19 protein-coding genes are annotated in these 20,197 nt (G+C 71.4%); 9 read left to right on the top strand and 10 right to left on the bottom strand.

Features of this window, described 5'->3' with window-relative positions; all coding sequences use genetic code 11:
• The 3 genes from ABD841_RS26030 to ABD841_RS26020 form a co-directional block, all read right to left on the bottom strand.
• Positions 1 to 735, bottom strand: a complete 735-nt coding sequence (locus ABD841_RS26030; protein WP_344977120.1) for a phosphocholine cytidylyltransferase family protein — start codon at positions 733 to 735, stop codon at positions 1 to 3.
• A gap of 105 nt (positions 736 to 840) precedes the next feature.
• The gene (locus tag ABD841_RS26025) at positions 841 to 1,464 is read right to left on the bottom strand and encodes a DUF5941 domain-containing protein (protein ID WP_344977116.1); all 624 of its coding nucleotides are present in this window, start codon (positions 1,462 to 1,464) and stop codon (positions 841 to 843) included.
• Positions 1,465 to 1,489: 25 nt separating this feature from the next.
• Complete coding sequence (locus tag ABD841_RS26020) at positions 1,490 to 3,319, bottom strand: CDP-alcohol phosphatidyltransferase family protein (RefSeq protein ID WP_344977113.1); 1,830 nt, start codon at positions 3,317 to 3,319, stop codon at positions 1,490 to 1,492.
• A 155-nt stretch (positions 3,320 to 3,474) separates the two neighbouring features.
• Between ABD841_RS26020 and ABD841_RS26015 the strand changes: the two genes are divergently transcribed.
• On the top strand, positions 3,475 to 4,890 hold the full coding sequence (locus ABD841_RS26015) for an SDR family oxidoreductase (protein WP_344977110.1): 1,416 nt from the start codon (positions 3,475 to 3,477) through the stop codon (positions 4,888 to 4,890).
• Positions 4,891 to 4,963: 73 nt separating this feature from the next.
• On the opposite strand, the gene ABD841_RS26010 is transcribed toward ABD841_RS26015, so the two are convergent.
• Positions 4,964 to 5,995: a glycosyltransferase family 2 protein gene (locus ABD841_RS26010; RefSeq protein WP_344977108.1), complete on the bottom strand. Its 1,032-nt coding sequence runs from the start codon at positions 5,993 to 5,995 to the stop codon at positions 4,964 to 4,966.
• Positions 5,996 to 6,062: 67 nt separating this feature from the next.
• Between ABD841_RS26010 and ABD841_RS26005 the strand changes: the two genes are divergently transcribed.
• The 3 genes from ABD841_RS26005 to ABD841_RS25995 all read left to right on the top strand — a co-directional run bounded on the left by ABD841_RS26005 (position 6,063) and on the right by ABD841_RS25995 (position 9,029).
• Complete coding sequence (locus ABD841_RS26005; protein WP_344977105.1) at positions 6,063 to 7,565, top strand: LCP family protein; 1,503 nt, start codon at positions 6,063 to 6,065, stop codon at positions 7,563 to 7,565.
• Positions 7,566 to 7,650: 85 nt separating this feature from the next.
• Positions 7,651 to 8,019 (top strand): STAS domain-containing protein, encoded by a 369-nt coding sequence (locus ABD841_RS26000; protein ID WP_344977102.1) that lies wholly within the window; start codon positions 7,651 to 7,653, stop codon positions 8,017 to 8,019.
• A gap of 590 nt (positions 8,020 to 8,609) precedes the next feature.
• Positions 8,610 to 9,029 (top strand): STAS domain-containing protein, encoded by a 420-nt coding sequence (locus ABD841_RS25995; protein WP_344977099.1) that lies wholly within the window; start codon positions 8,610 to 8,612, stop codon positions 9,027 to 9,029.
• 241 nt (positions 9,030 to 9,270) lie between these two features.
• Here ABD841_RS25995 and ABD841_RS25990 read toward each other — a convergent pair whose 3' ends face one another.
• Entirely contained in the window at positions 9,271 to 10,284 is a 1,014-nt protein-coding gene (locus ABD841_RS25990) for a LacI family DNA-binding transcriptional regulator (RefSeq protein ID WP_344977096.1), read from the bottom strand.
• A 129-nt stretch (positions 10,285 to 10,413) separates the two neighbouring features.
• Between ABD841_RS25990 and ABD841_RS25985 the strand changes: the two genes are divergently transcribed.
• The 4 genes from ABD841_RS25985 to ABD841_RS25970 are packed head-to-tail and all read left to right on the top strand — an operon-like array spanning position 10,414 to position 15,652.
• A complete protein-coding gene (locus ABD841_RS25985; RefSeq protein ID WP_344977092.1) occupies positions 10,414 to 11,790 on the top strand; it encodes an ABC transporter substrate-binding protein in 1,377 nt (458 codons plus the stop codon).
• Complete coding sequence (locus tag ABD841_RS25980) at positions 11,790 to 12,698, top strand: carbohydrate ABC transporter permease (protein WP_344977089.1); 909 nt, start codon at positions 11,790 to 11,792, stop codon at positions 12,696 to 12,698. The genes ABD841_RS25985 and ABD841_RS25980 overlap by 1 nt, the downstream gene beginning before the upstream one ends.
• On the top strand, positions 12,695 to 13,537 hold the full coding sequence (locus ABD841_RS25975; RefSeq protein ID WP_344977085.1) for a carbohydrate ABC transporter permease: 843 nt from the start codon (positions 12,695 to 12,697) through the stop codon (positions 13,535 to 13,537). Before ABD841_RS25980 ends, ABD841_RS25975 begins: the two co-directional genes overlap by 4 nt.
• Positions 13,538 to 13,564: 27 nt before the next feature.
• Entirely contained in the window at positions 13,565 to 15,652 is a 2,088-nt protein-coding gene (locus ABD841_RS25970) for a glycoside hydrolase family 2 protein (RefSeq protein WP_344977082.1), read from the top strand.
• 260 nt (positions 15,653 to 15,912) lie between these two features.
• Here the strand turns inward: ABD841_RS25970 and ABD841_RS25965 are convergent, their stop codons facing one another.
• Positions 15,913 to 17,076, bottom strand: a complete 1,164-nt coding sequence (locus tag ABD841_RS25965; RefSeq protein WP_344977079.1) for an acyl-CoA dehydrogenase family protein — start codon at positions 17,074 to 17,076, stop codon at positions 15,913 to 15,915.
• A gap of 164 nt (positions 17,077 to 17,240) precedes the next feature.
• Here ABD841_RS25965 and ABD841_RS25960 point away from each other — a divergent pair, with 164 nt between their 5' ends.
• A complete protein-coding gene (locus tag ABD841_RS25960) occupies positions 17,241 to 18,542 on the top strand; it encodes a UDP-glucose dehydrogenase family protein (protein WP_344977141.1) in 1,302 nt (433 codons plus the stop codon).
• Here the strand turns inward: ABD841_RS25960 and ABD841_RS25955 are convergent.
• The 4 genes from ABD841_RS25955 to ABD841_RS25940 all read right to left on the bottom strand — a co-directional run bounded on the left by ABD841_RS25955 (position 18,518) and on the right by ABD841_RS25940 (position 19,977).
• Positions 18,518 to 18,763, bottom strand: coding sequence for a hypothetical protein (locus tag ABD841_RS25955; protein ID WP_344977076.1), 246 nt, complete (start codon positions 18,761 to 18,763; stop codon positions 18,518 to 18,520). The two genes, ABD841_RS25960 and ABD841_RS25955, sit on opposite strands and share 25 nt — an antisense overlap.
• Positions 18,764 to 18,953: 190 nt before the next feature.
• On the bottom strand, positions 18,954 to 19,190 hold the full coding sequence (locus ABD841_RS25950) for a DUF397 domain-containing protein (RefSeq protein ID WP_344977073.1): 237 nt from the start codon (positions 19,188 to 19,190) through the stop codon (positions 18,954 to 18,956).
• A 164-nt stretch (positions 19,191 to 19,354) separates the two neighbouring features.
• On the bottom strand, positions 19,355 to 19,777 hold the full coding sequence (locus ABD841_RS25945; RefSeq protein ID WP_344977070.1) for a PIN domain nuclease: 423 nt from the start codon (positions 19,775 to 19,777) through the stop codon (positions 19,355 to 19,357).
• Positions 19,774 to 19,977: a type II toxin-antitoxin system VapB family antitoxin gene (locus ABD841_RS25940; RefSeq protein ID WP_344977067.1), complete on the bottom strand. Its 204-nt coding sequence runs from the start codon at positions 19,975 to 19,977 to the stop codon at positions 19,774 to 19,776. Before ABD841_RS25940 ends, ABD841_RS25945 begins: the two co-directional genes overlap by 4 nt.
• Between the last annotated feature and the right edge of the window lie 220 nt (positions 19,978 to 20,197).

Raw genomic sequence — 20,197 nt, 5'->3', positions numbered from 1 at the left:
CTAGTATCGGCACGCGATCTCCCGCGCCTTCGCGAGGTCGTCGTGGTTGTCGACCTCGACCCACGCGACGTCACCGATGGGGGCGATCGCGATCTTCTCGCCGCGGGCCACCAGCTCCTGGTAGCCGTCCTCGTAGTACAGCTGCGGGTCGCGCTCGAAGGTGGCCTGGAGCGCGTCGGCGAGGCGCGCGCCGACGCCGGGGCGGATGAGGGTCGCGCCGATGTACTCGCCGGCGGCGTCCGCCGGGTCCATCAGCTTGGTGATCAGCTTCAGGTGGCCGTCGCCGTCGAGGGTGACCTTCATCTCCTCGTCGGCGAGCTTCTTGACGTCGTCGACCGCGAGGAGGATGTCGCTGGTCGCCGGGGCGGACAGCAGGGTCTGCTCCACCGAGACGGGGTGCACCGTGTCGCCGTTGACCAGCAGCACACCCTGGTCGAAGTAGTCGCGGGCGCACCACAGGGAGTAGGCGTTGTTCCACTCCTCGGCCTTGTCGTTGTGCACGAGGGTGAGCGTGACGCCGTGCCGCCGCTCCAGCTCGGCCTTGCGCTCGTGCACGGCCTGCGCCTGGTAGCCGACGATGACCACCACGTCACGGAGATCGGCCGCCGCGAGGTTGCGCAGCGAGATGTCCATGATCGTGGTGTCGCCGTCGACCGGAACGAGCGCCTTGGGCAGCGTGTCCGTGTACGGCCGCAGGCGTCGTCCGGCCCCGGCGGCCAGCACCATTCCCAGCAACGTGCACTCCTCATCCACTTGAGAGCCCCCCGGCGGGCACTCCTGGCCCCAAAGGTTAGTTGCCTTCGGGCCCTGATCGTGTAATCGAGGGTTTGCCGGGCGTTCCTAATCGTGAGCGCCCATATCGGCCGCGTCCACCCCCAGACGCGGAGCGGCCAGCCAGCAGGTGACGCTCTCCCAGGCGAACAGGCTCCACAGGTAGAGCGAGAGCAGGACGAACATCAGCGTGACCTGCCCGGCCAGGCCGCCCAGGGCGACCAGGAACATCCGCCCGTCCCAGCCCAGACCGGCGGTGGCCAGCCAGGGCGGCGGGTAGATCCGCTGCCGCAGACGGTAGACGACGTCGTAGTGGTGGAAGGCCATCGCGCCGAGCAGCATGACGATGAGCAGCGGCGGCACGTCGTGCGCGAACCCCACCGAGGCCACGAACCCGTACTCGGTCAGGCGCAGGATCGGCGGGACCAGCCAGTCGAGCCGGCCGTCGTGCGGGTGGGAGCTGCCCGGACCGGCCAGCAGCAGCGCCACCACCGGGGCGAACACCGCCAGGCCGTCCGTCCCGGCCACACCGACCAGCAGCAGCACCCCGGTCACGAACATCCCGACGACCGCGGGCGGCAGCGGCGGGAGCTGCCCGGCCACCAGCGCGCCCATCGCCCGCGACAGCACGCCGTCGTCGCGGTAGGCGACCACGGCGCTGCGCGGCACCGGCGTCATGTGCACGGTCGTCATGATCGCATCTGCCTTCCCGCCGGCGTCACCGGCTCAGCGACCTGCCCACCCGGCCGGTGAGGGTGTAGAGCGCGGCGACGCCGCCCCAGACCAGCAGGGCGATGAAGGTCACCCGCGCGTTGAAGACCGCGGCGGTCACCGCGATCAGGGCCATCCGCTCCCCGATGGGCAGCACGATGATCTTTTTGAGCCAGCGGGTGACGGAGATCCCCTCCAGGCTCCGCGAGAGCCGTACGACCGCGTTGCCGCCCTCCGGGTCCCCGGCCGTCCTCCTCGGGGCACGCGGGGTCGCCACGGCGCCCGCCCCCTCGGAGCCGATGCCCCCCTGGGCGGCCACGCCGACCGCCACCCCGGCCTCCGGCGCGAGCCCCGCACCGGCCGTCACCGCCGTCTCCGGCGCCGGGCCCGCACCGCTCTCCGGCGCCGGACCCGGGCCGGCCCCCGTCCCGGTCTCCGCGGCCGGTCCCGTGCCCGAGGCCGGCCCGCCCGGCGCGGGCCTCCCCCCGGGCCCCGGCCGGCCCGATCGGCCCGCGTCGGACGGCTCCGGGGCGTGGAGCGGCACCAGACGCCTGGCCTCGTCGACGCGGGCGGTCAGCGAACCGGCGGTCCTGGCCCAGGCCGCCCCCACCCGGCCCGCGTCGGCGCGGGCCCCCGCGTACGAGAAGTCGATCATGTGCCGGAGGACCTGCAGGATCATCGCGGCCACCGCCAGCGCCCAGATCCCGTCCGGGCCGCCCCCGGTGCTCTCCAGCCCCGCCGTGTAACCGAAGGCGAGCCCCACGTAGACGGCGTACTCCTTGACCCTGTCGAAGGTGGCGTCCAGCCACGCCCCCAGCGGGGAGAAGGCACGCGTGTAGCGGGCGAGCTGGCCGTCGACGCAGTCGAGCACGAACGACAGGTAGAGCAGGACCGCCCCGGCGATCAGGGCCGGCCGGGTACCCGCGGAGAACCAGACGGCGGCGAGCGCGGCCAGCCCGACGGATATGCCGGTGACCGCGTTCGGCGTCAGGCGCAGCCGGGCGGCCGGCTTCACCAGGTACCTGGACCAGGAGCTGACCCCGTAGGTGGCGAAGAAGCCGTCGTTCGTCTTGACCGCGGCGTCCAGCCGGGCGGCGGCCTCGTCCACCTGGGCCAGCCGCGACACGGCGGCGTCGGCCTCCGCCTGCCCGGTCACCCGCACGGCGTGGAGCGGCCCGAGCCGGGCCGCCCTGACCTGGGCGCCGGAGCGGATCAGGCCGACCAGGAGCAGGTCGGCGGCCTCGCCGCCGTCCATCGGGCCGAACCTGCCGGCCTCGACCAGGTCGGCGAGCGCCTCGGCGGTCTCGGCGAAGCCCACGCGGTCGTCCGCGCCGACCTGGAACGCGCCCCGGAAGGTGCCGTTGGCCTCCTCGGCCTCGTGGAAGGAGGTCGCGGCGGCCACCACCTTCCCGCCCTCCACCCGGACCGGCGGGCCCGGCGGCCCGGGGTCGTCCCCGGTGCTCACCAGCGCGGCGGTGTCACGCGCGGGGTGGGCGAAGAGCACGGCCAGCGCCTCGGTGTGGGCCACCAGGTCACCCGCGACCACCGCGACCGGGCCGGTGGACGCGCGGGCCGCCCGCGCGACCCGGCGCAGGTCGTCGGCGAGCCCGCGGGACCCTTCGGCCCCTATCATGTGGGTGCCGCCGGGGGCGTGGATGATGTCCACGGCCCGGGTGACCACGTGCACGTCCCGGACGGGCAGGGTGACCAGCTGGCCGGTCAGCCTGTCGGGGAGCGTCCCCTCGGCGCAGCGCAGGCCGGACGCCTCGGTGGTGGCCAGCACGACGACGGCCGTCCCGGAGGCGGCGGACGGGGTGGTGGCGTGAGGGTCAGGCAACGTGGGCTCCTTCGTATCCGACGGGGTCACCGTGCGAACCGGGGAGTGCGCACTCAGCGTAGCGAGATCTTGACGGGATAGCACGGGAGCGCGCCGGACGCTCAAGTACGCACCCATTACGCTCGCCATATCCGAACTGTCGAAGGAAACCGACCTTGGCCGATCTTGAATCGCGTCTGCGAACCGTCGCAGTCATCCTGGCCGGCGGCGTGGGCCGGCGCGTTGGCCTGAACACTCCTAAGCAGCTCCTGGAGATAGGCGGCAAGACGATCCTGGAGCACACGCTCGCCCTGTTCAACGGCGCGCCGGAGATCGACGAGATCCTCGTGCTGATGACGCCGGGGTTCACCGGGGAGGTGGCGCGGCTCGTCGAGCGCAACGGCTACCGGAAGGTCGTCGGGATCCTGGAGGGCGGAGCCAGCCGCCCGGAGACCACCTGGCGGGCGCTGCAGGCCCTGGGGCCACGGGAGTGCGACGTGCTGCTCCACGACGCCGTACGCCCGCTGGCCGAGCCCCGGATCATCACCGACTGCGTGGCGGCGCTCCGGGACCACGCGGCGGTCGACGTCGCGATCCCCAGCTCCGACACGCTGGTGCTGGTCGCGAACGGGCCGCACGGGGAGACCGTCCTGGACGTTCCCGACCGCGCCGGCCTGCGACGCGTGCAGACCCCGCAGTGCTTCCGGCTCTCGGTGATCCGGGAGGCGTACGAGCGCGCCTTCGCCGACCCCGGCTTCGCCGACCGGCCGCCCACCGACGACTGCGGCGTGGTGCTGCGTTACCTGCCCGACGTGCCGATCCACGTCGTGCCGGGCAGCGAGCGCAACATGAAGGTCACCCACCCGACGGACCTCTTCATCGCCGACCAGCTCCTCCGGCTCGCCGCGGCCGACGTCCCCCCGGCCTCTCCCGCCGCCCTGCGCGCGGCCGTGGCGGGCAGGACCCTGGTGGTCTTCGGCGGCGACGCCGGTACCGGGCCGGCGGACCCGGCCCGGCGCCACGGGGCCGAGGTGTTCGCCTTCCCCCGCTCACCGGACGGGGTGCGCGTGCAGGATCCCCGGGCGGTGGGCGACGCGCTCGCGCGGGCGGTCAAGGAGACGGGCCGGATCGACTACGTGGTGGGCATGGTGGACGCCCCGCCGGGCGACCTGGGGTCGCTGGACGACGCCGTGGTCGCCGAGTCCGTCGGCGCGAGCCATCTGGGCCCCGTCACCGTCGCCAGGGCCGCCCTGCCCCACCTCCGCGAGACCGGGGGCCACCTGCTGTTCTGCGCCCCCTCCGCCGGCCCGGCCGGCCGGGCCGGCCACGGCCTGCACGCGTCGGCCAGGGCCGCCGTGACCGCCCTCGCCCGGGCTCTGGGGAGCGAGTGGGCGGCGTACGGCGTGCGGGTCAACTGCGTCGACCCGGATCCGGCCGCGATCCCGGCGCCGTCCGGCGCCCCTGCCCGGTCCGGCGATTCGGCGCCGTCCGGCATTTCGGCGCCGCCCGAGGCCCTTGCCCGGACCGTGCTGGACGTGCTGGTCTCGGACGTCACGGGCCAGGTGGTCGGCGTGCGCCGGCCCACGGGCTGACCCGGCCGCGCCGGGAGGCGCCGCCGGGCAGGGGGCAGGGGTCGGGGATCGGGCCGGAGGCCGGGCGTCCGGGTCAGGCGGTCGTCATCCCGGGCTTGGCGAGCTTCTTCGGGCTCGTCAGGAAGCCCCAGCCCCACGACATGTGCATGGTCATGTAGACCACCGGGAGCCGGACGAGCGCGGCCGGGGGAAGGCCGCTGCCGGTCACCGCGGACCCGGCCAGGATCGCCGCCAGGTAGGCGCCGGGGACCAGCAGGCCCGGCCAGAAGAACGGCGAGACGGCCAGGCCCGCGAGGATGGCCAGCACGGCCGCGGGCGGGGCGAGGTAGCGCAGGTTGATCGTGCCCTCGTGGGTGCGGGCGACCACCCTGCGCCAGCGGCCGTAGTGGAAGTACTGCTTGGCCAGGGCCCCGATGGTCGGCCTCGGCCGGTAGGAGACGCGCATGCGGGGCTGGAACCACACCAGGCCGCCCGTCTGGCGGATGCGGTGGTTCATCTCCCAGTCCTGGGCGCGCAGGAAGTGCTCGTCGTAGCCGCCGACCCGCTCCAGCGCCTCGCGGCGGAACACGCCGAGGTAGACGGTGTCGGCCGGACCGGCGGTGCCGCCGGTGTGGAACCGGGCGCCGCCGACACCGATCTTGGAGGTCATGGCGCGGGCCACCGCCTGCTCGAACGGCGTGACGCCCTCGGCGGCCATGACGCCGCCCACGTTGTCGGCGCCGGTCTCCTCCAGGGTCTCCACCGCGACCTGGAGGTAGTCCTCGGGGAGCATGGCGTGGCCGTCCACCCGGGCGACGATCCCGTTCCGGGAGGCGGCGATGGCGGCGTTGAGCGCGTTGGGGGTGCGTCCGGTCGGGTTGGGGACGACGATCACGCGGGGGTCCTCGGCGGCGATCGCGTCGGCGACCTCCTGGGTGCGGTCGCGGGAGGGGCCGATCGCGAGCACGACCTCGATCGGTCCTGCGTACCGCTGCGACAGCACCTGCCGTACAGCTTCCCTCAGGTGGCGCTCCTCGTTCAGCACCGGGATGACGACGGAGATGGGGGGCCAGACGCGTGTCTCGGGAGACGACGCCGGCGCGGGCGAGTCGGGGAACTGCTTCATGGCGGGGCTCACGCTACTGTACGAACGGGTACCTCATCGACCTAGCCGGAGCCTAGGGGGGCCACGCATGCGCGACCGGGAAGAGGAGGACTCGGGTGTACACGTGGGCGGCGACGCCTACGGGAGCGTCCGGGTCACCCCGAGGCGCGAACGCCGCTCCGCCCGGGGTGCCCGCTCGCGGCGGCGCGGGCTCGTCGTCTCCGGTCTGCTCTCGTGCCTCGTCCTCGGCGGCTCCGGGGTCACGTGGGGGGTGACGACGTACGCGACGAGCAGGATCCTGCCGATCGAAGCGGGGGTTCCCGAGGCGCGGTCCACCGGCGCGATGAACATCCTCCTGGTCGGCGTCGACCGGCGCGACAACCTCACGCGCGCGCAGCAGAACCAGCTCAAGCTGGGCCGCGAGAGCGGCCAGCGCACCGACACCATGATGGTGATCCACCTGTCGGAGGACCACCGCAAGGTCACCGTGGTCAGCCTCCCCCGCGACACCTGGACGACGATCCCCGGCAAGGGCGAACACAAGATCAACGCCGCGTACCAGCTCGGCGGGCCGAAGGACGGGCCGAAGCTCGCCGTGCGCACCGTGCAGAACGCCACCGGGCTGACCATCAACCACTACATCGAGGTCAACGTGCTTGGCTTCGTCCAGGTGGTCGACGCGCTCGGCGGCATCTCGGTCTGCACCCCGGTCCCGATCAACGATCCGAAGACCGCGCTCTACCTGCAGCCCGGCACGTACTCCCTCGACGGGGTCAAGGCCCTCGCCTACGCCCGGACCCGCGCCACCGCCCGCTCCGACCTCGACCGCATCGACCGCCAGCAGCAGGTGATCTCCGCCCTGCTGAACCAGGCCCTCAGCGGCGACACGCTCACCGACCCGGCCAAGTTCCTCTCGTTCGTCAACACGACCCTCGGCACGATCCGGGTGGACGACGCGCTCCGCAAGGACCTGCTCGGCCTCGCCGATCAGCTCAAGGACGTCTCCACCGACGACGTGACCTTCGCCACGGTCCCGCTCGCCGACGTCGACCACAAGACGCCGACCGGCGAGTCCGCGGTGCTCTGGGACAAGAAGGCGGCGGCCGAGCTGTTCCGCCGGATCGCCGCCGACGAGGAGCTCACCAAGCCCGCCGCGCCCTCGCCGAAGCCCAGCCCGACGGCCTCGCCGTCGGCCCCCGCCCTGACCGTGCCGCCCGCGCGGATCGCCGTCAAGGTGCTCAACGGCACCACGATCACCGGCCTCGGCGCGCGGACCAGGGCGGACCTGCAGAAGATCGGGTTCATGGTGCCCGACGCCCCCGGCAACACCTCGAAGAAGGACTTCGACAAGACCGTCATCCGGTACGGCCCCGGCCGCGAAGACTCGGCCCGCACGGTCGCCGCGGCGCTGCCCGGCGCGGAGCTGCGGCTGGTCGACAGCGTCGGCGACGGCATCGAGGTGATCGTCGGCAGCAAGTACGCGGGGGCGAAGAAGGTCACCGTGAAGGACGCCGCGGCGGCCTCGCCGAGCGCCACTCCGTCGGCCACCCCGACGGCACGTACCGCGACACAGAACATCTGCAAGAAGTAACCATCAAGTAAGACGGACATCTCCCTAAAAAGTGCGCATAACAATCTTCCGTCAGGGCAGTTAAGAGCGCACGGAGGTGATGATCGTGATTTCGACGTTCGACGTTCAGACGTGGCACCACGGCCCGTGCGTGGTGGTGCGGGTCGTGGGCGAGCTGGACATGGCGGTCGCGCCCCGGCTGCGCGCGGAGATCGACCGGGCCCTCGACGGCCGGGGCGGTCCGTGCATGGTGATGGACCTGACCGAGGTGCCGTTCTGCGACTCGGTCGGCCTGGGCATCCTGGTGGGCACGCTCACCAGGATGAGGGAGACACGCGGCCGCCTCGTCCTGGTGGTGGGCCCCGGAATGATCACCCACCTGCTGACCATCACCAATCTCGACCGGCACTTCGAAACACGCGGCAGCCTGCGCGAAGCCCTCGACATGTTCACCCTGAGCCACTCATCCGGCTGATCCACCCACCGACACCGAGTCGCTCGACCAGCCATCCGACCCGACCCGACCCGCCCGGCTCACCCGGCCCGTCCGGCTGCCCGGACCCGGCCGGCACATTCCACCTGCCTCACCCAACCCGCCCGGCCGACTCGACCCACCCGCCCCGCTCAGACCGACCGGCACGTCCCACCCGCCCGGCTCAACCGACCACCCACCCGAACCGGACCCCGGTCCGGCCCTCCGGCCGCCCCGGACCTCTCATTCTTCACCTCGGCGGGCATCCACCATGCGCCGATACCCGACGTCCTTCTCAACTCTCCACATTTCCCATTTCCGGTCAACCGAAGAGAACTTTCCGGTTGACCGGAGAGATGATGCCGAACCCGAACCCGAATCTTTTCCGTGAATGGCTGGCACATTTCCGGTATGAGATCTACGCTTCGCTTCGAAGCTGCGCGATCACAGAAAGCGATAATTCGCGCTATTGGGGAGTATCGTGGCTTCAGGTGGACCGACGTCCTCCGTGCCGGTGTGCGGCCGGGGAGGCGGCGAACCAGGGCCGGGCGCGTCCGAGCGACACTCCCCGGCCGGGCCCGTATCCTCACGTGATGCCTGCAGGGAAGTGGGCGATGAACGCACTGCACCTCGCGAGCGAGCGCGCGAACGGCTCCGTGGTCATCACGGTGACCGGTGAGCTCGACCTGGCCACCCGCCCGGAGCTGGCCGCCTACACCAGACACGCCATCGACGTCGACGGCGGCACGGTCATCGTCGACCTCTCCGGCGTCACCTTCATCGACGCCTGCGGCCTGAGCTCGCTGATCGCCCTCAAACGGTACGCGCGCGAGCACGACAGGCCGCTGCTCCTGGCCGGGGCGACGCCCGCCGTCCTGAGGCTGCTCAAGCTCACCAACCTCGACGGGACCTTCACCATGGTCTCCCGCCCCGGAGCCGTGGGAACCCCGACCACCGGCCGCACGGCCACGGGACCGGCCCTCCGCTCCGGCTCCCCCGGTACCGACCGCTGACTCCGCGCGGACCACGCCCCGGTGGTCCGCGCGCCGACCCGCGAACCCGGCGCCTCACGCGCGGACCCACGGGCCCGGCGGCCCGCGTGCCGATCGGATCCGCGTGCCCGGCGGCGACCCACCGGACGACGTCGTAGCCCGCCACGACCGGTGGACGCGGTCGGCGGAGGCACGCGCCCGGGCGGCCGGCGGCGCGCCCGCCCACCGGTGATGACAGAGCGCCACCGGACCGGGCGGACGCCTACTCGCCCGCCGTGCTCTCCCGGACGATCAACCGGTGGGGTACCACGATCTCGGCGGGCGCGGCCGCCGAGCCGTTGATCGACTCCAGCAGGGTGTCCACGGCCCGCCGGGCGATCTCGCCCTTGTCCGGGGCGACCGTGGTCAGGCTGGGCGTGCTGTACTGGCCCTCCTCGATGTCGTCGATGCCGACCACGGCCACGTCGTCGGGGATGCGCCGCCCCGCCCTGGTCAGCGTCCGCATCGCGCCGAGGGCCAGCAGGTCGTTGTAGCAGAACACGGCGTCGGGCGGCTCGGGGAGCGCCAGCAGCGACTCCATGGCCTCGGCGCCGAGCCGCCGGTGGAAGTGCCGGGTGGACACGATCAGGCGCTCGTCCGCCTCCAGTCCCGCCCGCGCGAGCGCCTGGCGGTAGCCGGCGGTGCGCAGCTGCGCGGTCTCGCCGGTCGCGTACGGCTGGTCGCCGATGGCGGCCACCCGGCGCCGGCCCAGGCCGAGCAGGTGAGCGGTGGCGTCCCGGGCCGCCGCCACGTTGTCGATGGCCACGTGGTGGAAGCTGCCGTTGAAGATGTGCTCGCCGAGCAGCACGATCGGGATCCGGTTGCCCCGCGCCCGCAGCTCCTCCGCCGACACGGTCAGCGGGCTGAGCAGGAGCCCGTCGAACATGGTGGCCCGCGAGTCGCGGCCGAGCAGCTCGCGCTCCCGCTCGCCGTCGCCGTCCGTCTGGTCGACCATCACCACGTAGCCGTGCGCGCGGGCGGCGGTGATCACCTCGCGGGCCAGCTCGGCGAAGTACGGCACGTCCAGCTCGGGCACGACCAGCGCGATCATTCCGGTGCGCCCCTGCTTGAGGTTGCGGGCGATGAGATTGGGGCGGTAGTCGAGCTCGTCCAGCGCGACCTGGACCCGGGCGCGCAGCTCGGCGGAGACCGGCGCGTAGCCATTGACCACGTTGGACACCGTGCGGATCGACACGTTCGCCCGCTTGGCGACGTCGCGCAGGGTTGGACCGGCCATGCGTCTCCTATACCTCGAGGTGCTGGACTTGGGGAGATCATAACCCTCTCTTGCATCGTTGCAGACAAATATGCATGATGTCTGCATCGTTGCAGAGATCTCACGTGAGCAGAGGCCGAGGAGTCAGAGATGTCCGAACCGCCCATGGACCGCCGTGGATTTCTCAAGGGAACCCTGGGCCTCGGCGCGCTCGCCGCGACCGGCGGCGCGCTGGCCGCCTGCGCCCCCGGCGCCCCCGGCGGAGCAGGTGCACAGCCGAGCAAGCTGGCCGGGCCCACCGCCTCGGCGGCGTCGGCCAAGGGCGAGATCACCATCTGGAACCGGTCCGGCGACCTGTTCAAGGTGTTCGACGCGGCGATCGCCAAGTTCCGGGAGGCGTATCCCGGGGTCAAGGTGAACCACCAGGCCGTGGACATCGACGCCAAGCTGGCCAACACGCTCATCAGCGGCACGGACGTGCCGGACGGCAGCTTCTGGGACGACGCCAAGATCGGCGGGCAGGTGGAGCACCTGTACGACCTGACCGACCTGATCGCGCCGTACCGCGACCGGACGTCGCCGTACAAGCTGTCGGTGAACACCGTCGAGGGCAAGATCTACGGTGTGCCGTGGGACCTGGACCCCGGCCTGCTCTGGTACCGGGAGGACGTCCTGGAGAGCGCCGGGATCGACCCGGCGAGCCTGGCCACGTACGACGACCTGCTGACCGCGGCCGGGACGATCAAGGAGAAGGACCCCAAGACCAGGCCCATCCACCTGGACAAGAACCCGTTCCTCGGCCAGCTGTGGCTGGAGATGCTGGCCAACCAGCAGGGCACCGGCCTCGCCGACGCACGGGGGAAGCTCAGGCTCGACTCGGCCGAATACCGGCGGATCCTCACCTGGATCCAGACCGCGGTCAAGGACGGCCTGGTCACCCACGCCCCGTACCTGGAGCCGGCCGACGTCAACACGCTCGAAAGCGGCCAGCAGGTGTTCGTGCCGTGGGCGATCTGGTGGTCGTTCGCGCCGCAGCAACTGCTCAAGACCACCAGGGGCAAGTGGCGGGCGGCGCCGCTGCCGGCCTGGACGCCGGGCGGCGCACGCAGCGGCGCCATGGGCGGCAGCAGCTTCGTCATCCCCGCCAAGGCCAGGAACCCCGAGCTGGCCTGGCTGCTGTACGAGTTCCTGTGCTTCTCCGAGCCCGGCTACACCGCCGTGTACGGCCCCAACAGCGTCTACCCCGGCGGTCTGTCCACCTCCGTCCCCAGCTACCGGCCCGCGCTCGACCCGGCCAAGCCGCTGTTCCGGCCGATCGAGGCGCTCGGCGGCCAGGACCTGTGGAAGGTCGCCGTGGACGCCGCCGCCACCATCCCGGCCGCCGCGCCGATCCCGTGGTGGTGGGCGCAGTCGGTGGACTACCTGGGCAACAACGTGCAGCGCCTGATGGAGGGCAGGATGTCACCCGACGACGTGATCGCCGACTCCGCGCAGAAGATCCAGCGCAATCTCATCGACCGGTCGTGATGACGAGTCTTTCGAAGGGGACCCCCGCGCGCCCCCGGCTCTGGCGTGCCACCCGGCTCTCGCCGTACCTGTTCATCGCCCCGTTCTTCGTGGTGTTCGCCGCGTTCGGGATCTACCCGCTGACGTATGCGCTACAGCTCAGCTTCATGCGCTGGCGGGGCGCCGGCGAGGCCCGCTGGGTGGGGCTCGACAACTACCTCTACCTGCTGGCCAGCCCGGACTTCTGGGCCTCGCTCGGCAACAGCGCGGTCATGTGGCTGCTCATCGTGCCGATCCAGGTCGTCGCCGGGCTGGGCGGCGCGGTCCTGCTGGCCAACGCGAAGCTGCGGCTGCGCGGGCTGTTCCGGGTGGCGTTCATCGCGCCGTTCGTGACCCCGCTGGTGGCCATGGCGCAGGTGTGGATCGTGGTGTTCGACCAGGACTACGGCCTGGTCAACCACCTGCTCAACCTGGTGGGCCTGCCGGACGTGGGCTGGCTGACGTCCACGGCGTGGTCCAAGCCGACGCTGGCGCTGCTGTTCCTGTGGAAGACCACCGGGTTCGCGATCATCATCCTGCTGGCGGGCCTGCAGGCGGTACCCGGCGGCGTGTACGAGGCCGCCGCGCTCGACGGCGCCTCGCGCCCACGCCAGTTCTGGTCGATCACCGTCCCGCTGGTGCGCCGCAGCATGGCGTTCCTGGTGGTCGTACAGACGCTGGCCGTGTTCCAGATGTTCGCCGAGCCGTTCGTGGTCACCGAGGGCGGTCCGTACGGCTCCACCACCACCGCCGGCCTCTACCTGTACGACCACATCACCGCCTCCGACCTGGGCACCGGTGCCGCGAACTCGTTCCTGCTGGTGCTGCTGGTCTTCGGCCTGTCTCTGGTCTCGGTCAGGCTGCTGCGGCCGAGAGACGAGGCGTCATGAACCAGACAAGACCGGGCCCCGTCCAGTACGCGGTGCTGACGCTGCTCGCGGTCGCGTTCCTGTACCCGATCTGGTGGGCGGTCAGCTCCTCGCTCAAGCCGGCGGCCGAGATCATCGCCAGCCCGCTGGCGCTCGGCGAGCCGACGCTGGACAACTACCGGGCGATGTTCGCCGACGTGCCGATCGGCACCGGGTTCGCGAACACGGCGCTGGTGCTGATGGTCAAGGGCGCGATGACGATGTTCTTCTGCCCGCTGGCCGGCTACGCGTTCGCGAAATACACCTTCCCCGGCAAGGACCTGCTGTTCGGTGTGGTGCTGCTGACGCTGATGCTGCCGACGCTGGTGCTGATCATCCCGCTGCTGCTGGAGATGAGCGCGCTGGGCTGGGTGAACACGTACCAGGCGCTGATCCTGCCGGGCAGCGTCGACGCGTTCAGCATCTTCTGGATGCGGCAGACCATCGCCGCCATCCCGAACGAGCTGATCGACGCCGGGCGGGTGGACGGGGCCGGCGAGTTCGGCATCTTCGCCAAGGTCGTCCTGCCGGTGGTCCGCCCCGGCCTGGCCGCGCTGGCCGTGCTGACCACCATGAACATCTACAACGACTTCGTCTGGCCGGTCGTCGCCGTCAACGACACCTCGCACCAGACGCTGCAGGTGGTGCTGGCCACGCTGGCCCAGAACGTCACCGGCAACCGGATCGGCGCCGACTTCGCGACGGTCTGGGGCGAACTGCTCGCCGCGGGCAGCATCGCGCTCCTGCCGCTGCTGATGATCTTCGTCCTGCTGCAGCGCCACTTCATCAACGGCATCCTCGCGGGCAGCGTCAAGGGCTGACCCGCACACCCCATGAAACGGAGCACCATGACGCCGCGTGCGGAATATCCCCGGCCCCACTTCGACCGGTCGCACACCTGGACGAGCCTGAACGGCGACTGGGACTTCCGGGCCGACACCGAGCCGGACTGGAACCGGACCATCACCGTGCCCTTCGCCTGGGAGACCCCCGCCTCCGGCATCGAGGCCCACTGGCTGCCGGTGGCCTGGTACCGCCGCCAGGTCACCGTCCCCCCGGCGTGGGCCGGGCAGCGGGTGGTGCTGCACTTCGGCGCCGTGCACCATGAGGCCACCGTCTGGGTCAACGACGTCGAAGTGGTCACCCACCGGGGCGGCTACACGCCGTTCGAGGCCGACATCACCGACGCGCTGCGCGAGGGCGCGCAGGAGGTCGTGGTACGGGTCTCCGCGCCACCGGACAAGCGCGAGATCGCGCACGGCAAGCAGCGCAGCATCCCGCGGGACGACTTCGACGGCGTGTGCTTCACCCCGTCGTCGGGAATCTGGCAGAGCGTCTGGCTGGAGGCCCGCCCCGCCACCCATCTGACCGCGTTGCGGCTGCGCCCGTCGGAAGGGCTGGACGCCATCGAGGTCGAGGCCGGAGTTGCGGGCCCGGCGCAGGCCGTGCTCCGGCTGACCCTGCGCGGGACGGGCACGACCGTCGAGATCCCGACCCCCGGCGCGAGCGGAGACGCGATCGCGGACGACGCGGAAGCGGAGTCCTCACCGGGCGCCGGCCGGGTCGTGCGCGCCGTGCTCCCGGTCGCCGAACCCCGCGTCTGGTGTCCCGAGGACCCGCACCTCTACCACGTCGACGCCACGCTCACCTCGGCCGACGGCACGGACGACGTCGCCGCCTACACGGGGCTGCGCCGCATCGAGGTGATCGGCGAGGACCTGCACCTCAATGGCCGCCGCCTCTTCGTGCGCGGCGTGCTCGACCAGGGCTACTGGCCGCGCACCGGCATCACCGCACCCGACGACGCCGCGCTCCGCCACGACCTCGAACTGGCCGCCGCGGCCGGATACAACCTGGTCCGCAAGCACCTCAAGCTGGAGGACCCGCGCTTCGTCCACCACGCCGACGTGCTCGGCATGCTGGTGTGGGCCGAGCCCGCCGCGACAGGCCGCTTCTCCGCCGAGTCCGTGACGGCGTTCGAGGAGCAGATCGCGCCCATGGTCGAGCGCGACGGCAACTCCCCGGCGATCGTCATCTGGGGCCTGTACAACGAGGAGTGGGGCCTGGACTGGGACATCCCGGGCGACCCCGCCAAGCAGCAGGCCGCGGCGCGGGCGTACGACCTGCTCAAGGCCCTTGACCCGACCCGGCCCGCCGTGGACAACTCCGGCTGGACGCACGTCAGGACCGACCTGCTGGACTGGCACTACTACGACGAGTCCGCCGCCTCCTGGGGCAGGACCGTGGCCGCGCTGCTCGACGGCGAGCAGGACGAATTCCCGGTACGGCTCGGCCCCGACCACGTCGTGCGCAAGAAGCTGGCCGGCGTGCCCGCCCAGCCGCTGCGCGGCCTGCCCAACCTCAACAGCGAGTACGGCGGCGGCTTCACCAGCGTGGAACGCGCCTGGCACCTGCGCTGGCAGACCCAGGAGCTGCGCCGCCACGACCGCCTGGCCGGTTACGTCTACACCGAGCTGTACGACATCGAGCACGAGTCAGCGGGCCTGCTGGACTTCGAGCGCCGGGCAAAGGACCTGGCCGGCGTGGACCCGGCGCACGTGAACGCCACGACCACGCTGGTGCTGGACGTCGTCCCCGTCGCGCCGGGCCGCGATCTGCTGACCGGGACGCGCGAGGTCACCGTGCCCGTCCGCGTCTCACACCACGGCGGGGAGCGGGTCGGCGGCCACCTGCACACCGCCTGGACCCCCGTGTTCGGCCCGGCCCCCGGCACCCCGGGTGCGCGGGGCCCGTGGATCGAGGCCAAGCCGTTCCTGCTCGGCGCCCCCGCCGACGTCCGCGCCGAGCTGCCGGCCGGCTGGACGAGCGGCCGCCTGCACATAGCCCTGGTCAGCGGCGGCGCCGTCATCGCCCGCTCGGCCGTGGACGTGGACACCCGCACCGACCCCGTCATCGGGGACGACCCGCACGCCTGACCACCGGAGGAGCGCACGCCCGACCACCGGAGGAGCAACCGTGCGCGTCACATGCACTTTGGTGGTCAGGCCGCCGCAGAGCGGGCTGTGCTTGCGTCGAACAGGCCCGGTGTCCCCTGGATCCGGATGTCATGTCCGCTGAAGCTCGCCACGGAGCGGGCCCACCGGCTGCCGGGGTACGGGCGGTGGACCCGACTCACCACGGGCCGGGGATGTCTATGGACCGGGGTTCGGAGCAGCGGGGACTCGCCGGCCAGGGCCTACTTCAGGAGCTGCCGGGCCATGACCAGGCGCTGGATCTGGTTGGTGCCCTCGTAGATCTGGGTGATCTTGGCGTCGCGCATCATGCGCTCGACGGGGAAGTCCTGGGTGTAGCCGTACCCGCCGAGGAGCTGGACGGCGTCGGTGGTGATCTCCATCGCGGCGTCGGAGGCGGCGCACTTGGCGGCGCTGGAGAAGAAGGTGAGGTCGGCCTGCGGCTCGCCGTGCATGACCTGCTCCGACTTGGCGGCGGCGGCGTAGGTGAGCTGCCGGGCGGCCTCCAGCTTCATGGCCATGTCGGCGATCATGAACTGGACGCCCTGGAAGTCGGCGATGGCCTTGCCGAACTGCTTGCGCTCCTTGACGTAGCCCACCGCGTAGTCGAGCGCGCCCTGGGCGATGCCGAGCGCCTGGGCGGCGATCGTGATGCGGGTGTGGTCGAGGGTCGCCAGGGCGGTCTTGAAGCCCGTGCCGGGCTCGCCGATCATCCGGGAGGCGGGGATCCGCACATCGTCCAGGATGACCTGGCGGGTCGGGGAGCCCTTGATGCCCAGCTTGCGCTCCTTGGGACCGAAACTGACGCCCTCGTCGCCCTTCTCCACGACGAACGCGGAGATGCCGCGGGCGCCGACGCCCGGTTCGGTGACGGCCATCACCGTGTAGTACTCCGACACCCCGGCGTTGGTGATCCACATCTTGGCGCCGTTGAGCACGTAGTGGTCGCCGTCGGCCACGGCCCGGGTCTTCATCGCGGCGGCGTCGCTGCCCGCCTCCGCCTCCGACAGGGCGTAGGAGAACATCGCGTCACCCCGGGCCACCGGCGGGAGGTAACGCTGCTTGAGTTCCTCGGACGCGGCCAGCAGCAGCGGGACGGTGCCGAGCTTGTTGACGGCGGGGATCAGCGAGGACGAGGCGCAGGCCCGCGCCACCTCCTCGATGACGATGACGGTCGCGAGCGCGTCGGCGCCCGCCCCGCCGTACTCCTCGGGAATGTGCACGGCGTGCAGGTCGGCCGCGACCAGCGCCTTGTAGACGTCGGCGGGGAACTCCCCCGTCTCGTCCGCTTCGGCGGCGCGAGGGGCGATTTTCTCATCGGCAAGGGCGCGGACCGTCTCGCGGAGCATCTGGTGCTCTTCCGGCAGCGCATAGAGAGGGAAGCTCATGGGCAAATACTAGGACGTCCAACAAAGTATGGACCGCTCCACCCCATGTGATATGTGCCGTCGCCGTTTATGCAGGTGGCACAGTGGAAGAGTCGAATGCCGGTACTCTGACGGCAAAGAAACGGGCAGTACCGAAAGGAGCACCTGTGGCCTACCGCCTCACCATGGTGGGAACCGGATACCTCGGTGCGACGACGTCCGCATGCATGGCCGAGCTGGGCTTCGAGGTCCTCGGGCTCGATGTGGACGCGGAGAAGATCGGCCGTCTGCAGACCGGTGACCTGCCCATCTACGAACCGGGCCTGGAGGAGGTCCTGCGGCGCAACCTCGACAACGGTCGGCTGCGCTTCACCACCTCCTACGAGGAGGCCGCGGAGTTCGGCGATGTGCACTTCCTGTGCCTCGGCACCCCCCAGAAACCCGGCGAGTACGCGGCGGACGTGTCCTACCTGGACGCCGCGGTCGAGGCGCTGGCCCCCCACCTGCGGCGGGAGTGCCTGGTCGTCGGGAAGTCCACCGTCCCGGCGGGCACCGCCCAGCGGCTGGCCGACAAGCTCGCCCGGCTCTCCCCCATCGGGGCGGGCGCCGAGCTGGCGTGGAATCCCGAGTTCCTCCGCGAGGGCTTCGCGGTCCAGGACACCCTGCAGCCCGACCGGATCGTGCTCGGCGTCGCCTCCGACCGGGCCGAGAAGATCCTGCGCGAGGTGTACACCCCCATGATCGAGGCGGGCGTCCCGGTGGTGGTCACCGACTACCCGACGGCCGAGCTGGTCAAGGTCGCCGCCAACGCGTTCCTCGCCACGAAGATCTCCTTCATCAACGCGATGGCCGAGGTCTGCGAGGCCACCCACGCCGACGTCAAGCAGCTGTCCCTGGCGCTCTCCTTCGACGACCGCATCGGCGGCAAGTTCCTCAACCCGGGCCTGGGCTTCGGCGGCGGCTGCCTGCCCAAGGACATCCGCGCCTTCATGGCCCGCGCCGGCGAGCTGGGCGCCGACCAGGCGCTGACCTTCCTCCGCGAGGTCGACGCGATCAACATGCGCCGCCGGGCGCGGATGGTCGACCTGGCCCGCGAACTGGCCGGCGGCTCCTTCCGGGGGTGCACGGTCACCGTGCTCGGCGCCGCGTTCAAGCCCAACTCCGACGACATCCGCGACTCCCCCGCGCTCGACGTCGCCGTCAAGATCAGCCAGCAGGGCGGCACGGTCACCGTCTACGACCCCGTCGCCCAGGAGAACGCCCGCCGGGCCCACCCCGAGCTCTCCTACGGTGCCTCGGCCCTGGAGGCGGCCCGGGACGCCCACGTGGTGCTGTTGCTGACCGAGTGGCAGGAGTTCATCTCCCTCGACCCCGAGGAGCTGGGCTCCGTGGTGGCCTCCCGCAAGATCGTCGATGGCCGCAACGCCCTCGACGCCGAGACCTGGCGCGCGGCGGGCTGGCACTACCGCGCCCTCGGCCGCCCCTGAGGCTCCGCCGAGCCCGCCTCGTCTCCTTCTCCTCGCCCCCGCGCACCCTCCGGCGGGCGGCCCGGCACGTCTCGTGACGGCTCGCCCGCCGAGCTCCCCGCAACCGAGGGATCGTCCCCGGTGTACGCCGTCACCCCGATCGTGTCGACGTGCACGTCGTCGCCGCGGGCGACGAGGGTCACCATGCCGGGCAGCTCGCCCTTCGCGACGCGAGCCGCCATCGCCTCACGCGGGCGGCCGAGCCCGGCCGCGACGTAGATCGTGTCATCCTGACAACCTGAGTGATTCGCACACCCGTTCGCGCGATGACGACATCCTCGTCCGGGGTCGCGGACACGGGACCGGATACCCGTCACCACTCGCAGCGGCGGCAGGCCCCGGACGGCGCCGGAGGCCTGCCGCGCTCGACGGTCAGTCGTCGAACTCGCCGAGCTTCACCCCGCCGACGAAGGCGTCCCACTCCGACCGGGTGAAGAACAGCTTGGGACCGTCGGGGTTCCTGGAGTCGCGCAGCACGTAGAGGGGGCCGGCACCGGCCTTGTGCCCCTCCTCCGGGGCGTCGACCACGGCCACCTCCACGCAGTCACCGCCGGTGTCGTCACCCAAGGAGGCCCGGCGCCAGACTGCCGTGCTCAGGTCCGCGTCCATGCCGTCATCACCTTCGTCATGAGGTCAATGCTCGCTCGCGAGGACTTACACGGAGAGCTTTCAAGATCACAGGAATCATTCCGGGAATCGAGGATCCCATACGGTGACCCGGCGCGGAACGGAAGAAAGCAGTCACCCGAGCGATCCGGCTGGACGCCCGGCCGTTATTTCCCGCCCTCCGGGCCATACCAATGGAGCGCCTGACCGGTGACCGCGGCGATGCACTCAAAATCACGATCACGATGCAGCAACGTCAGCCCTCGCAGCTCCGCCGTCGCCGCCACCACCAGATCCACCGGCCCAGCGCCGCGATGGCGCCCATGCGCCGTAAGCATGCCCTGGACCTGCCATGCCCGGTCGTACGCACGATCATCGACAGGCACCCATCCGAACAGTTGACGCATGTCCTCGATCCCCTGCTCGCGGTCCGCCTGCGACCGGGCACTGTAGAAATACTCCAGCTCGATGATGGGGCACACGGCGACCAGCCCTGCCGCAACAGCCTGATCCCAGCCATATGTCTCGGCCTCGGCCCGCATGAGCCGAGCCAATGCGCTGGTGTCTATGAGGAACTGCGCGGCGCTCACCGCCGGTAATTCCTCTTCTCCTCGAAGATCTCCAGGTCAAAGGCGCCTTCGGCGGCGGCACCGCGCAGCCGAGCCAGCGCCAACGCCCGACGCCGGTTCTCCAGCACTTCACGCAGAGCGGTGTTGACCGTCTCCTTCTTCGTCCCGGTCCCGAGCGCCTTAGCCACCTCAGCCACCAGGTCGTCATCCAGATCGATCATCGTCCGGCTCACCGGCCACCCCCCATATATGCCTACATGTGAATCTAATATACATGGAGATATGCCTTGACGGAGGCCGCCGGGGCCACGCCCGTCAGGGAATCCCGGGAATGCCTCCGAAAGCCGGCACCTCGACGAGACAACGTCGGGAACCCGTCACCGTCCGCAGCGGCGGCAGGCCCCGGACGGCGCCGGAGGCCTGCCGCGCTCGACGGTCAGT

Source organism: Streptosporangium fragile (assembly GCF_039534445.1).
GTDB classification, from domain to species: domain Bacteria; phylum Actinomycetota; class Actinomycetes; order Streptosporangiales; family Streptosporangiaceae; genus Streptosporangium; species Streptosporangium fragile.
This window is presented reverse-complemented; position numbering and strand designations above follow the sequence as displayed.

What these genes read in the sequence shown, in the direction of transcription:
- ABD841_RS26025 (WP_344977116.1), bottom strand. Translation starts at nt 1,464, where the DNA reads ATGACGACCGTGCACATGACGCCGGTGCCGCGCAGCGCCGTGGTCGCC.
- ABD841_RS25995 (WP_344977099.1), top strand. Translation starts at nt 8,610, where the DNA reads ATGCCTGCAGGGAAGTGGGCGATGAACGCACTGCACCTCGCGAGCGAG.
- ABD841_RS25955 (WP_344977076.1), bottom strand. Translation starts at nt 18,763, where the DNA reads ATGGCGGCTCGCGTCGCGAAGGGCGAGCTGCCCGGCATGGTGACCCTC.
- ABD841_RS25965 (WP_344977079.1), bottom strand. Translation starts at nt 17,076, where the DNA reads ATGAGCTTCCCTCTCTATGCGCTGCCGGAAGAGCACCAGATGCTCCGC.
- ABD841_RS26010 (WP_344977108.1), bottom strand. Translation starts at nt 5,995, where the DNA reads ATGAAGCAGTTCCCCGACTCGCCCGCGCCGGCGTCGTCTCCCGAGACA.
- ABD841_RS25950 (WP_344977073.1), bottom strand. Translation starts at nt 19,190, where the DNA reads ATGGACGCGGACCTGAGCACGGCAGTCTGGCGCCGGGCCTCCTTGGGT.
- ABD841_RS25975 (WP_344977085.1), top strand. Translation starts at nt 12,695, where the DNA reads ATGAACCAGACAAGACCGGGCCCCGTCCAGTACGCGGTGCTGACGCTG.
- ABD841_RS26005 (WP_344977105.1), top strand. Translation starts at nt 6,063, where the DNA reads ATGCGCGACCGGGAAGAGGAGGACTCGGGTGTACACGTGGGCGGCGAC.
- ABD841_RS25985 (WP_344977092.1), top strand. Translation starts at nt 10,414, where the DNA reads ATGTCCGAACCGCCCATGGACCGCCGTGGATTTCTCAAGGGAACCCTG.
- ABD841_RS25970 (WP_344977082.1), top strand. Translation starts at nt 13,565, where the DNA reads ATGACGCCGCGTGCGGAATATCCCCGGCCCCACTTCGACCGGTCGCAC.
- ABD841_RS25940 (WP_344977067.1), bottom strand. Translation starts at nt 19,977, where the DNA reads ATGATCGATCTGGATGACGACCTGGTGGCTGAGGTGGCTAAGGCGCTC.
- ABD841_RS25980 (WP_344977089.1), top strand. Translation starts at nt 11,790, where the DNA reads ATGACGAGTCTTTCGAAGGGGACCCCCGCGCGCCCCCGGCTCTGGCGT.
- ABD841_RS25990 (WP_344977096.1), bottom strand. Translation starts at nt 10,284, where the DNA reads ATGGCCGGTCCAACCCTGCGCGACGTCGCCAAGCGGGCGAACGTGTCG.
- ABD841_RS25960 (WP_344977141.1), top strand. Translation starts at nt 17,241, where the DNA reads ATGGTGGGAACCGGATACCTCGGTGCGACGACGTCCGCATGCATGGCC.